Genomic DNA, 12,484 nt, shown 5'->3' with positions numbered 1-12,484 from the left:
GGATTTGGGCGCAGTCATGGAGAATCGCCACCGAATGCCTTTACACTGCGCCCCATGATTAAAGATCCCTTTGCAAGGCTCGGCCTTGACCGCGAAGTCCTGACCGTCACCCAGCTCAACGGCCGCGCCCGCGTGCTGCTCGAAGATGTGTTCAGCAACATCTGGGTCGAAGGCGAAATCTCCAACCTGGCCCGTCCGGCGTCCGGCCACGTGTATTTCACCCTCAAGGACAGCGGCGCCCAGGTGCGCTGCGCGCTGTTCCGCCAGAACGCGGCGCGGGTGCGCCAGGCGCTGAAGGACGGCCTGGCGGTCAAGGTGCGCGGCAAGGTCTCGCTGTTCGAGGGCCGCGGCGACTATCAGCTGATCCTCGATACCGTGGAGCCGGCGGGCGACGGCGCCCTGCGCCTGGCCTTCGACGCGCTGAAGGAAAAGCTCAGCGCCGAAGGCCTGTTCAGCGCCGAACGCAAAGTGCCGCTGCCGGCGCACCCGCAGCGCATCGGCATCATCAGTTCGCCGACCGGCGCGGTGATCCGCGACATCATCAGCGTGTTCCGCCGCCGCGCGCCTCAAGTGCAACTGACGCTGGTCCCCACCGCCGTGCAGGGCCGCGAGGCCACCGCGCAGATCGTCCGCGCCCTGAAGCTGGCGGACGCCCGGGGCTTCGACGCGTTGATCCTGGCCCGGGGCGGCGGTTCGCTGGAAGACCTCTGGTGCTTCAACGAAGAAGCCGTGGCACGCGCCGTGGATGCCTGCGTGACGCCGATCGTCAGCGCCGTCGGCCATGAGACCGACGTGTCGATCAGCGACTTCGTGGCCGACGTGCGCGCGCCCACGCCCTCCGCCGCCGCCGAACTGCTCGCCCCGGATTCCGGGCACCTGATCCGCCAGGTCGAAAGCCTGCACCGGCGCCTGGTGATGCGCATGCGCGACCGGCTGATGCGCGACCGCTTGCGCCTGGAAGGCATGACCCGCCGCCTGCGCCATCCCGGCGAACGCCTGCGCCAGCAGGCCCAACGCCTGGACGACCTGGACATGCGCCTGCGCCGGGCCTTCGAGCGCCATTTGAACACCCGCCGCGAACGCCTGCTGCGCCTGGAGACTCGCCTCGCCGGACAACACCCGGGACGCCAGCTGGCCCTGCTGCGCCAGCGCCTGGACAGCCTCGCCGAACGCCTGCCCCGGGCCATGCGCGAAGGCCTGAAGAGCCGGCGCCAGCAGCTGCATAGCCAGATGCAGACCCTGCACGTGGTCAGCCCGCTGGCCACGCTCGGCCGGGGCTACAGCATCCTGCTGGACGAGCGCGGCAACGCGATCCGCAGCGCCGCGCAGACGCAGAACGGCCAACGCCTCAAGGCCAGGCTCGGCGAAGGCGAACTGCACGTGCGCGTCGAGGACAATCACCTGACGCCTGTCACCCTTTCTTTACTGGACTGATCCATGCCGCGCTTCCTCGCTCCGCTGCTGTTGCTGTGCCTGACCTTCAACGCCCACGCCGACAGCTACATCACAAGGCTTTTGAACAAACCGGTGCCGGGCGGCGTGGCGGTGATCGACCTGGGCAGCGCCGCCCAGGCGCCCAAAGCCACGTACCAGGGAAAACCGGTGCTGGTGGTCAAGGAACAGAACAACTGGCTGGCCATCGTCGGCGTACCGCTGACGGTCAAGCCGGGCGTGCAGCAGGTCAACAGCGCCGGCCGCAGCCTGAACTTCACGGTGGGCAGCAAGAAATACCCGGAACAGCACATCACCCTGAAGAACACCCAGCAGGTCAACCCGAACCCGGCCAACCTCAAACGCATCGAGGGCGAACTGGCCGAACAGATCAAGGCCTACCGCAGCTTCAGCCCGAACACGCCGAGCAACCTGCTGCTGGACAAACCCGTCAACGGTCCGCTGTCGAGCAAGTTCGGCGTGCGCCGCTTCTTCAACGGCGAAGAGCGCAACCCCCATGCGGGCCTGGATTTCGCGGTGCCGGCCGGCACCCCGATCAAGACCCCGGCGGCGGGCAAGGTGATCCTGATCGGCAATTACTTCTTTAACGGCAACACGGTGTTCGTCGACCATGGCCAGGGCTTCATCAGCATGTTCTGCCACATGTCGAAGATCGACGTGACCAACGGCCAGCAACTGGCCCGCGGGGCCGTCGTGGGCAAGGTCGGCGCCACCGGCCGGGCGACCGGGCCGCACATGCACTGGAACGTCAGCCTGAACGATGCGCGAGTGGATCCGGCGATCTTCATCGGCGCGTTCCAGCCCTGAGCCGGCGCTCGCAGCGACCGCCCTCATCGCCAGCAGGCTGGCTCCCACGGGAAATCCGTGCCATGGCACAGTCCCTTGTGGGTGCCGGCCTGCTGGCGATGGCGACCTGAACATCAGCGCAACACCCCGGAAAGACCGGCGCTTTTCATCCCCACAAGCCCGTATCCGCCAATTGCGCCGACCCAAAACAGTGCGCAATCATTCAGAAATTCAGCGCCACCCAGCACAATAAAATCTCGCGAATCCCCGTTTTCCGAGTATTCCTCTCAAATTTTTCCGACTGCTTGCCATCCTCCCCCCTCGCGGTTAGGGTTGAGGACATGAAAACCTCTCACACCCTTATTCAGCTTCGCCAGCACCGCAGCCTGTGCCTCGTCAGCGCACGACTGCCGGGCTGAATCGCTGCGCCTCGTCTCTGCTTCTCTCCGAACATTCGTTCCACCGGCAGGCCGCCTCTTTTCGGCCCAGACAATAAGGAATTTCCCGATGAGCATGCTCAAAGACCCGTCTTCGAAATACCGCGCATTTCCCGTGATCAACCTGCCGGACCGCACCTGGCCGTCGAAGACCATCGACGCCGCGCCGATCTGGTGCAGCTCCGACCTGCGTGACGGCAACCAGTCGCTGATCGAACCGATGGACTCGGCGAAAAAGCTGCGCTTCTGGAAAACCCTCGTGCAAGTGGGCGTGAAGGAAATCGAGGCCTCGTTCCCGGCCGCCTCGCAGACCGACTTCGACTTCGTGCGCACCCTGATCGAAGACGGCCACATCCCGGACGACACCACCATCCAGGTGCTCACCCAGGGCCGCGAAGACCTGATCGAGCGCACCTTCGAGTCCCTGCGCGGGGCGAAGAAAGCCATCGTTCACCTGTACAACGCCACCTCGCCGTCGTTCCGCCGCATCGTGTTCAACCAGGACAAGGACGGCATCAAGGCCATCGCGGTCAACGCCGCCAAGCTGTTCGTCAAGTACGCCGCGCAGCAGCCGGAAACCGAGTGGACGTTCGAGTACTCGCCGGAAACCTTCAGCGCCACCGAGCTTGAGTTCGCCAAGGAAGTCTGCGACGCGGTGATCGAGGTCTGGAACCCGACGCCTGAGCGCAAGATGATCCTCAACCTGCCGGCCACCGTCGAGTGCGCGACCCCGAACGTGTACGCCGACCAGATCGAGTGGTTCGGCCGTCACATCAATCGCCGTGACAGCGTGATCATCAGCCTGCACACCCACAACGACCGCGGCACCGGCGTGGCCGCCACCGAGCTGGGCCTGATGGCCGGCGCCGACCGCGTCGAAGGCTGCCTGTTCGGCAACGGCGAGCGCACCGGCAACGTCGACCTCGTCACCGTGGCCCTGAACATGTACACCCAGGGCGTCGACCCTGAGCTGGACTTCTCCGACATCGACGGCGTGCGCAAGGTCGTCGAGGAGTGCAACCAGATCCAGGTGCACCCGCGTCACCCGTACGTCGGCGACCTGGTGCACACCGCGTTCTCCGGCTCCCACCAGGACGCGATCCGCAAGGGCTTCGCCCAGCAGAAATCCGACGCCCTGTGGGAAGTGCCGTACCTGCCGATCGACCCGGCCGACATCGGCCGCAGCTACGAGGCGGTGATCCGCGTCAACAGCCAGTCGGGCAAGGGCGGCATCGCCTACCTGCTGGAGCAGGAATACGGCATCAGCCTGCCGCGCCGCATGCAGATCGAGTTCAGCCAGGTCGTGCAGCGCGAGACCGACCGCCTGGGCCTGGAGATGACCGCCCAGCAGATCCACGCGCTGCTCCACACCGAGTACCTGCAGGCCAACACCCCGTACGCGCTGGTCAGCCATCGCCTGCAGGAAGAGAACGGCCACAGCGCCGTCGAAGTGGAAGTGGCGAGCAAGGGCCAGGGCGAGACCAACCTGCACTGGCGCGGCAAGGGCAACGGCGCGCTCGAAGCGCTGGTGGCCGGCCTGCCGATTCCGGTGGAGATCATGGACTACAACGAACACGCCATCGGCGCGGGCACCAACGCCAAGGCAGCGGCCTACATCGAGCTGCGGGTGAACGGCGAACGTGCGGTGCACGGCGTGGGCATCGATGAAAACATCACCACCGCCAGCTTCAAGGCCCTGTTCAGCGCGCTGAACCGCTCCCTGAGCCAGCCGGAAGCGAAAGCCGCATAACCGGCCGCCGCCATGCAAAAGGCCCCAGGGTGTGAACCCTGGGGCCTTTCTTTTTGCCGGATGGTTTTACGTTGGCCACCTCACGTGAACTCGAACGTGTCCGCATCCAGGTTCGCCGGGAAGCGCTCACGGTAGGCGGACAGCGGCGCCGCCTCCAGCACGACCCGGAACACGCCGTCCGCCTCCCCCGCCGCCAGCAGGGTTTCGCCCTGGAAGTCCAGCACCTGGCTGTCGCCGGTGTAGGCGAAACCCTTGCCGTCGGTGCCGATGCGGTTGACCGCCGCCACGTAGCACAGGTTCTCGATGGCCCGCGCCGGCAGCAGGCGGTTCCAGTGCTGCCGACGGGCACCCGGCCAGTTGGCGGTGTACAGCAGCAGGTCGGTGTCCTGGGCGTCGCGGCTCCACACCGGGAAACGCAGGTCGTAGCAGATCAGCGGGCGCACGCGCCAGCCCTTGAGCTCGAACTGCACCTGCCGCTCGCCCGGCGTGTAGTGGTTGTGCTCGCCGGCCATGCGGAACAGATGGCGCTTGTCGTAATGCAGCACCTCGCCGTCCGGCCGCGCCCACAGCAAGCGGTTGCGGTGGCTGCCGTCGGCGGCCTGGATGATCACGCTGCCGGTGACCACGGCCTCCAGCTTCGCCGCCTGGGCCCGCAGCCATTTGCTGGTCGGACCGTTCTCGGCTTCGGCCAGCGTCTCGGACGCCATGGAGAACCCGGTGGTGAACATCTCCGGCAGGATCACCAGGTCAGCCCCACGGGCCTGCTCCAGCAGCACCTCGAAATGCTCCAAGTTGGCCTGCCGGTCGTGCCAGGCCAGGCTGGTCTGGATCAACGCCACATCAAGATTCGGCAACGCACTCAGATCACGCATAGTTTTGCCGCCGCTTCGCGCAGCGTCTCCTCGCGTTTGGCGAAGCACAGGCGCACCAGGCGCTGGCCTTGCGGTGGATGCTGGCAGAACACCGACACCGGGATGCTGGCCACGCCATGCTCGCGGGTCATCCACATCGCCATCTCGACGTCGTTCAGGTCGGGACGGATCTGCGAGTAGTCGACCAGTTGGAAATAGGTGCCGGCCACCCGGGTGAACCGGAACCGCGAAGGCGCCAGCAGATCGCAGAACAGGTCGCGCTTGGCCTGGTAGAACGCCGGCAGTTCTTCGACGTGCTCAGGGTGCGCGGCCATGTAGTCGGCCAAGGCGTACTGCAAAGGCGTGACCCCGCAGAAGCTGACGTACTGGTGCACCTTGCGCAGCTCGGCGCTCAGGGCCGGCGGCGCCACGACGTAGCCGGTCTTCCAGCCGGTGACGTGATAGGTCTTGCCGAACGAGCTGACCACGAACGCACGCTGATACAGCTCTTCGTGGGCCAGCACGCTGACGTGGGCCACGCCGTCGTACACCAGGTGCTCGTAGACTTCGTCGCTGATCACATAGATGTCGCGGTCGCGGATCAGTTCGGCCAACCGGTCGAGCTCGGCGCGGCTGATCAGGGCTCCGCTGGGGTTGTGCGGGGTGTTGAGGATGATCATCCGCGTGCGCGGGCCGATGGCGGCGCTGAGCCGGTCGAAATCGATGGCGAAATCGTCCAGGGCGAGCTGCACGTGCACGCAACGGCCGCCGGCCAGCTCCACCGCCGGCTCGTAGCTGTCGTAGGCCGGGTCGAACACGATGACTTCATCGCCGCTGCGGATGACCGCCTGGATGGCGCAGAAGATCGCCTGGGTCGCGCCGGGGGTGACCGTCACTTCGTTGTCGGCATCCACGCTGGCGCCGTAGCTGCGGGCGATCTTCGCCGCGATCTGCTGGCGCAGCGCCGGCAGGCCGGTCATCGGCGAATACTGGTTATGGCCGCTGGCGATGTGCCGCCCGACGGCATCGCGCAGCGCCTCGGGGCCGTCGAAATCGGGAAAACCCTGGGACAGGTTGATCGCTCCGGTCTGCGCCGCGAGCTGAGACATCTGCGTGAAGATGGTGATGCCGACATTCGGCAGCTTGCTGGTGATCATCAAGGTTCCCTGCTCTGCACCCGGCTCTGACGTCGGCGCGGGAGTGCCCGAGGATAGCCCATCCGCCGCCCATGAAAAAGGGCGCCAAACGGCGCCCTTCCCGGAACTCCCCAAGGGGAGCCGCAAGCCTTGGATCAGCGCTTGTCGCGGCGCTTCTTCTCGGCTTTCTTGTGGTGCGACATCAAGCGACGCTTCTTGTTGACCTGGCGGTCGGTCAGCGTGTTCTTGTTGCCTTCGTACGGGTTCTCGCCGCCCTTGAACTCGATGCGGATCGGCGTACCGACCAGCTTCAGCACACGGCGGTAGGTGTTCTCCAGGTAGCGCACGTACGACTTCGGCACTTTCTCGATCTGGTTGCCGTGGATCACGATCAGCGGCGGGTTCGCACCGCCCAGGTGGGCATAGCGCAGCTTGATCCGGCGACCGTTGACCATTGGCGGCTGGTGCTCGCTGACCGCGTCTTCGAGGATCTGGGTCAGGCGGCTGGTCGGCCAGCGGGTGACCGCCGACTTGAACGAGTTCTGCACCGAACCGTAGAGGTTGCCCACGCCGGTGCCGTGCAGCGCCGAGATGAAGTGGATGTCGGCGAAGTCGACGAAGAACAGCCGGCGTTCCAGCTCGGTCTTCACGTAGTCACGCTCGCCCGGGGTCATGCCGTCCCACTTGTTGAGCGCGATCACCATCGCACGGCCCGCCTCGAGGGCGAAGCCCAGCAGGTTGAGGTCGTGGTCGACCACGCCTTCGCGGGCGTCCATCACGAAGATCACCACGTTGGCGTCCTTGATCGCCTGCAGGGTCTTCACCACGGAGAACTTCTCGACTTCCTCGTGGATCTTGCCGCGCTTGCGCACACCGGCGGTGTCGATCAGCGTGTACTTCTCTTCATTGCGCTCGAAGGGAATGTAGATGCTGTCGCGGGTGGTGCCGGGCTGGTCGTAGACGATCACGCGCTCTTCGCCGAGCATGCGGTTGACCAGGGTCGACTTGCCGACGTTCGGGCGACCGATGATGGCGATCTTGATGCCGTCCTTCTCGCTCGGGCCAGGAATGCGCTTGGCTTCCTCGCCTTCGGCGACCTCTTCGTCCTCTTCGCCTTCCTGCGGCTCGTCATCATCCTTGGGGAAGTCGCCCAGGGCGATCTCCAGCAGCTGGGTGATGCCGCGGCCGTGGGCACCGGCGATCGGGATGGCGTCGCCCATGCCCATCGGGGCGAATTCGGCGCGGGCCATTTCCGGGTCGATGTTGTCGACCTTGTTGGCGACCACGAAGGAACGCTTGTTACGCTTGCGCAGGTGCTCGGCGATCATCTGGTCGGCGGCGGTGAAGCCGGCCTTGGCGTCCACCAGGAACAGGACGACATCCGCTTCTTCGATGGCCAGCAGCGACTGCTCGGCCATCTTTTCGTCCATGCCGTACTCGTCACCGGAGATGCCGCCGGTGTCGATCAGAATGTAGGAGCGCCCTTGCCACTTGGCCTCACCGTACTGGCGATCACGGGTCAGACCGGACAGGTCGCCGACGATGGCGTCGCGGGTCCGGGTCAGGCGGTTGAACAAGGTGGACTTGCCGACGTTCGGTCGGCCCACCAGGGCGATTACGGGAACCATGCGGCTCTCCACTGCGTTATTTCAGAAAATACAAAAGCCGCTGCGTGGCAGCGGCTGGTGCTCGGGGCTGCTCTGCGGGGGGCTGTCGGCGAAGAAACGCACCGCAAAAGCGGCACGCGTCATCGTTGACGCCCTTCGCGGGCAAGCCCGCTCCCACAGGTGAAGCCGCTTGGGGAACTCCCCAAGCATAGTTGTTACTTGATGGTCAGGGCTTCCAGTTTGCCGCTGTTGCCATACACGTAGATCGTATCGCCCACCACCAGCGGACGTGCGCGCAGGCCGTCGCTGTCGATGCGCTCACGGCCCACGAAACGGCCGTCCACCTGGCTCAGCAGGTGCAGGTAACCTTCCAGGTCACCGACCGCCACGTAGCTGGAGAACACTTCCGGGGCCGACAGTTGACGGCGGGCCAGCGAATCGTTGCTCCACAGCGCGGTGGTGGAACGCTCGTCGACGCCTTCGACGGTGCCCGAGGACAGGCTCACGTAGACGCTGCCGAAGCCTTGGGCAAGGCCCGCGTAGCTCGACGCGTCGCGCTGCCACAGCTGACGGCCGCTCTCCAGGTCCAGCGCCGCGACGCGGCCCTGGTAGCTGGCGACGTACAGGGTGCCGCCGGACAGCAGCAGGCCGCCGTCGATGTCGACCACACGCTCCAGTTCGGAACGGCCCTGCGGGATCGCGATGCGCTGCTCCCACACCGGCACGCCGTTGGAGATATCCACCGCGACCACCTTGCCGGTCGACAGGCCAGCCACCGCCAGGCGGTTGGTGACGATCGGCGCGCTGGTGCCGCGCAGGGTCAGCACGGCCGGGGTGCTGTCATATACCCAGCGCTGGTTGCCGGTGGACGCGTCCAGGCCGATCAGACGGTCGTCCTGGGTCTGCACCACCACCACGTCGCCGTTGTTGGCCGGCGGCGCGAGGACTTCGCTGTTGACCCGTGAACGCCACTTCTCTTCGCCGTTGATGGCGTCGAGCGCGACGACTTCACCACGCAGCGTGCCGATCAGCACCAGGCCGTAACCCACGCCCACGGCGCCGGACACCGGCAGCTCAAGGTCCTTTTTCCACTTCACGTCGCCGTTGCTGCGGTCCAGGCCCATCACGATGCCGGTCACGTCGGCGGCGTAGATGCTGTCGCCGTCGATCGCCGGCACCAGCATGTTGTAGGTTTCGCCCTGACCGTCACCGATCGAGCGGCTCCACTGCTTGTGCAGGACCACTTCCTCTTTGAAGTCGGTCAGTTCGGCCGGTGGCAGTTCCTTTTTGCTGTTGCTGCTGCAACCCGCGGCCAGAATGGCCAGAGCCAGCACTGCTGCATGCTTCCAACCGATCACGTCACGCATCCCCTTTGGCCAGGTCGTCCAGCTTGATTTGAAGGCCACCGACCGCTGCCTCGTCCGACAGCGCCGCCTTGGCCTTTTGATACGCCGCGTTCGCTTCGTCGGTACGGCCCAGCTGCACCAGCAGGTCGCCCTTGAGTTCTTCGCGGGTGGCGAGGAACGCCTTGTCGGCGTCGCCTTCGAGCAGCTTCAGGGCTTCGTCGGCCTTGTTCTGCGCACCCAGCACCTGCGCCATGCGCTGACGGGCGATTTCGCCCAGCGCCGGGTTGGCCGGCTTGTCGATGATGGCCTTGAGCTCGGTCGCCGCGTCGTCCAGCTTGCCGCTGTCGACGGCCACCTTGGCCACGAACAGGCTGCCGTACTGCGCATAGGCGCTGCCGCCGAATTCGCTGTTGAGCTTGCCGGCCAGATCCGTGACGCGGGCGGCGTCAGGCTTGCCGTCAGGGGTCAGCGTGGTTTCCAGCAATTGCTGATAGAGCACCGAAGCGCCTTGCGCCTGGTTGCTCTGGTACTTGTGAAAAGCCTGCCAGCCGAACACGATGACCAGCGCCAACAGGCCGCCGGTGACCAGAGGTTTGCCGTTGCGTGCCCACCAGTCCTTCAAATCCGCCAACTGTTCGTCTTCGGTACTCGACACCCCAATACTCCTTTGATCGCTAATTCGGCTGTTTGACAGCTTCAACCCTGCACGACGCAGGTGGCCAGGTGCGCAGCGAGCGCGTCCCAGCCGATGTTTTGTTGTTCGCCCTGGCCACGCAGGGGTTTGACGCCGACGGTGCGCTGGGCCATTTCGTCGTCGCCGAGGATCAGCGCGAACAGCGCGCCGCTCTTGTCGGCCTTCTTGAACTGGCTCTTGAAGCTGCCGGCGCCGGCGTTGACCTGCAGACGCAGGTTCGGCAGCGCGTCACGCACGCGCTCGGCCAGGGCCAGACCGGCCAGTTCGGCCTCTTCGCCGAAGGCGCAGAGGTAGACGTCCACCTGGCGGGAAATCTCTTCCGGGATCTGCTCCAGGGTTTCCAGCAGCAGCACCAGACGCTCGATGCCCATGGCGAAACCGACGCCTGCGGTCGGCTTGCCGCCCATCTGCTCGACCAGGCCGTCGTAACGGCCGCCCGCGCACACGGTGCCCTGGGCGCCCAGCTTGTCGGTGACCCACTCGAACACGGTCTTGCTGTAGTAGTCGAGACCGCGGACCAGCTTCGGATTGAGCACGTACGGAATGCCGACGGCATCCAGACGGGCCTTCAGGCCTTCGAAGTGCGCGCGGGATTCGTCGTCCAGGTAGTCCGCCATCTTCGGCGCACCGACCAGCACGGCCTGGGTGTCGGCGTTCTTGGTGTCGAGCACGCGCAGCGGGTTGGTCTTGAGGCGGCGCTGGCTGTCTTCGTCCAGTTTGTCGTGGTGCGCCGAGAGGTACTCGACCAGCGCATCGCGGTAACGGGCGCGGGACTCGCTGGTGCCCAGGCTGTTGAGCTCAAGCTTGACCGCATCGCGGATGCCCAGCTCGCCCCACAGGCGCCAGGTCAGCACGATCAGTTCGGCGTCGATGTCCGGGCCGTCGAGGTTGAACACTTCCAGGCCGATCTGGTGGAACTGGCGGTAACGGCCTTTCTGCGGACGCTCGTGACGGAACATCGGGCCGATGTACCACAGCTTCTGCACCTGGCCGCCCCCGGTGATGCCGTGCTCGAGCACAGCGCGCACGCAGGCGGCGGTGCCTTCCGGACGCAGGGTCAGGGAGTCGCCGTTACGGTCCTCGAAGGTGTACATCTCTTTTTCGACGATGTCGGTCACTTCGCCGATCGAGCGTTTGAACAGCTCGGTGAACTCGACGATCGGCATGCGGATCTGGCGGTAGCCGTAGTTGTCCAGCAGACGCGAAACGGTGCCTTCGAAATAGCGCCATACCGGGGTCTGCTCGGGCAGGATGTCGTTCATGCCACGGATGGCTTGCAGAGACTTGCTCACAAAGATTCCTTAATTCGTTCGATCAGCCGCGCGCGATGACCGCTGCGTCGGCTTCGACCTTCTCGGCCGCCTTCTCGCGGATCAGCTTTTCCAGCTCGTCCACCAGATTGTCGTTCGTCAGTTTCTGCGACGGCTTGCCGTCGATGTAAATCAGGTTGGGCGTGCCGCCGGTCAAGCCGATATGGGCTTCCTTGGCTTCGCCTGGGCCGTTGACCACGCAGCCGATCACCGCGACATCCAGCGGCACCAGCAGGTCTTCGAGGCGCCCTTCCAGCTCGTTCATGGTCTTGACCACGTCGAAGTTCTGCCGCGAGCAGCTCGGGCAGGCGATGAAGTTGATGCCTCGGGAACGCAAATGCAAGGACTTGAGGATGTCGTAACCGACTTTCACTTCCTCGACCGGGTCGGCCGCCAGCGAGATGCGGATGGTATCGCCGATCCCTTCGGCGAGCAGCATACCGAGGCCCACGGCGGATTTCACCGTGCCCGAGCGCAATCCACCGGCTTCGGTGATGCCCAGGTGCAGCGGCTGGACGATTTCCTTGGCCAGCAGGCGGTAGGCTTCGACGGCCATGAACACGTCGGAGGCCTTCACGCTGACCTTGAAGTCCTGGAAGTTCAGGCGCTCGAGGTGCTCGACGTGGCGCAGGGCGGATTCGACCAGCGCGGCCGGGGTCGGCTCGCCGTACTTCTTCTGCAGGTCCTTTTCCAGGGAGCCGGCGTTGACGCCGATGCGGATCGGGATGCCGCGGTCGCGGGCCGCGTCGACCACCGCACGCACGCGGTCTTCGCGACCGATGTTGCCCGGGTTGATCCGCAGGCAATCGACGCCCAGCTCGGCCACTCGCAGCGCGATCTTGTAGTCGAAGTGGATGTCCGCCACCAGCGGCACCTTGACCAGTTGCTTGATCTTGCCGAACGCCTCGGCGGCGTCCATGTCCGGCACCGACACCCGCACGATGTCGACGCCAGCGGCTTCCAGACGGTTGATCTGGGCGACGGTGGCGGCGACGTCATTGGTGTCGCTGTTGGTCATGCTCTGCACAGCGATGGGCGCATCGCCGCCCACCGGCACGTTGCCGACCCAGATCTTGCGCGATTCGCGCCGTTTGATTGGAGATTCGCCGTGCATG

At 65.4% G+C, this 12,484-nt stretch carries 10 protein-coding genes; 3 read left to right on the top strand and 7 right to left on the bottom strand.

Features of this window, described 5'->3' with window-relative positions; all coding sequences use genetic code 11:
- Positions 1-54 precede the first annotated feature (54 nt).
- The 3 genes from xseA to leuA all read left to right on the top strand — a co-directional run bounded on the left by xseA (position 55) and on the right by leuA (position 4,425).
- Positions 55-1,434 carry an exodeoxyribonuclease VII large subunit gene (gene xseA / locus CAG41_RS03815; RefSeq protein ID WP_085586654.1) on the top strand — a complete coding sequence of 460 codons (1,380 nt, stop codon included), beginning with the start codon at positions 55-57 and terminating at the stop codon, positions 1,432-1,434.
- A gap of 3 nt (positions 1,435-1,437) precedes the next feature.
- The gene (locus tag CAG41_RS03810) at positions 1,438-2,259 is read left to right on the top strand and encodes a peptidoglycan DD-metalloendopeptidase family protein (protein ID WP_085586653.1); all 822 of its coding nucleotides are present in this window, start codon (positions 1,438-1,440) and stop codon (positions 2,257-2,259) included.
- 486 nt (positions 2,260-2,745) lie between these two features.
- Positions 2,746-4,425: a 2-isopropylmalate synthase gene (leuA, locus tag CAG41_RS03800; RefSeq protein ID WP_085586652.1), complete on the top strand. Its 1,680-nt coding sequence runs from the start codon at positions 2,746-2,748 to the stop codon at positions 4,423-4,425.
- A gap of 80 nt (positions 4,426-4,505) precedes the next feature.
- Here the strand turns inward: leuA and CAG41_RS03795 are convergent, their stop codons facing one another.
- The 7 genes from CAG41_RS03795 to ispG all read right to left on the bottom strand — a co-directional run bounded on the left by CAG41_RS03795 (position 4,506) and on the right by ispG (position 12,483).
- Positions 4,506-5,297 carry an amidohydrolase gene (locus CAG41_RS03795; protein ID WP_085586669.1) on the bottom strand — a complete coding sequence of 264 codons (792 nt, stop codon included), beginning with the start codon at positions 5,295-5,297 and terminating at the stop codon, positions 4,506-4,508.
- Positions 5,285-6,433 carry a pyridoxal phosphate-dependent aminotransferase gene (locus CAG41_RS03790; protein WP_085586651.1) on the bottom strand — a complete coding sequence of 383 codons (1,149 nt, stop codon included), beginning with the start codon at positions 6,431-6,433 and terminating at the stop codon, positions 5,285-5,287. Before CAG41_RS03790 ends, CAG41_RS03795 begins: the two co-directional genes overlap by 13 nt.
- A 134-nt stretch (positions 6,434-6,567) precedes the next feature.
- Positions 6,568-8,040, bottom strand: a complete 1,473-nt coding sequence (der, locus tag CAG41_RS03785; protein ID WP_085586650.1) for a ribosome biogenesis GTPase Der — start codon at positions 8,038-8,040, stop codon at positions 6,568-6,570.
- A gap of 194 nt (positions 8,041-8,234) precedes the next feature.
- Positions 8,235-9,386: an outer membrane protein assembly factor BamB gene (gene bamB, locus CAG41_RS03780; RefSeq protein ID WP_085586649.1), complete on the bottom strand. Its 1,152-nt coding sequence runs from the start codon at positions 9,384-9,386 to the stop codon at positions 8,235-8,237.
- Entirely contained in the window at positions 9,379-10,020 is a 642-nt protein-coding gene (locus CAG41_RS03775; protein ID WP_085586648.1) for a tetratricopeptide repeat protein, read from the bottom strand. Before CAG41_RS03775 ends, bamB begins: the two co-directional genes overlap by 8 nt.
- Before the next feature lie 41 nt (positions 10,021-10,061).
- Positions 10,062-11,351 (bottom strand): histidine--tRNA ligase, encoded by a 1,290-nt coding sequence (gene hisS, locus CAG41_RS03770; RefSeq protein WP_085586647.1) that lies wholly within the window; start codon positions 11,349-11,351, stop codon positions 10,062-10,064.
- A gap of 22 nt (positions 11,352-11,373) precedes the next feature.
- Positions 11,374-12,483 (bottom strand): flavodoxin-dependent (E)-4-hydroxy-3-methylbut-2-enyl-diphosphate synthase, encoded by a 1,110-nt coding sequence (gene ispG / locus CAG41_RS03765; protein WP_007956680.1) that lies wholly within the window; start codon positions 12,481-12,483, stop codon positions 11,374-11,376.
- Position 12,484 lies beyond the last annotated feature (1 nt).

The organism is Pseudomonas sp. B35(2017) (assembly GCF_002113645.1).
In the GTDB taxonomy this organism is placed as follows: Bacteria; Pseudomonadota; Gammaproteobacteria; order Pseudomonadales; family Pseudomonadaceae; genus Aquipseudomonas; species Aquipseudomonas ekonensis.
The sequence above is the reverse complement of the archived record's forward strand: the minus strand, read 5'-3'. Positions and strand labels throughout refer to the sequence as shown.

What these genes read in the sequence shown, in the direction of transcription:
- ispG (WP_007956680.1), bottom strand. Translation starts at nt 12,483, where the DNA reads ATGCACGGCGAATCTCCAATCAAACGGCGCGAATCGCGCAAGATCTGG.
- bamB (WP_085586649.1), bottom strand. Translation starts at nt 9,386, where the DNA reads ATGCGTGACGTGATCGGTTGGAAGCATGCAGCAGTGCTGGCTCTGGCC.
- der (WP_085586650.1), bottom strand. Translation starts at nt 8,040, where the DNA reads ATGGTTCCCGTAATCGCCCTGGTGGGCCGACCGAACGTCGGCAAGTCC.
- leuA (WP_085586652.1), top strand. Translation starts at nt 2,746, where the DNA reads ATGAGCATGCTCAAAGACCCGTCTTCGAAATACCGCGCATTTCCCGTG.
- CAG41_RS03810 (WP_085586653.1), top strand. Translation starts at nt 1,438, where the DNA reads ATGCCGCGCTTCCTCGCTCCGCTGCTGTTGCTGTGCCTGACCTTCAAC.
- CAG41_RS03795 (WP_085586669.1), bottom strand. Translation starts at nt 5,297, where the DNA reads ATGCGTGATCTGAGTGCGTTGCCGAATCTTGATGTGGCGTTGATCCAG.
- xseA (WP_085586654.1), top strand. Translation starts at nt 55, where the DNA reads ATGATTAAAGATCCCTTTGCAAGGCTCGGCCTTGACCGCGAAGTCCTG.
- CAG41_RS03790 (WP_085586651.1), bottom strand. Translation starts at nt 6,433, where the DNA reads ATGATCACCAGCAAGCTGCCGAATGTCGGCATCACCATCTTCACGCAG.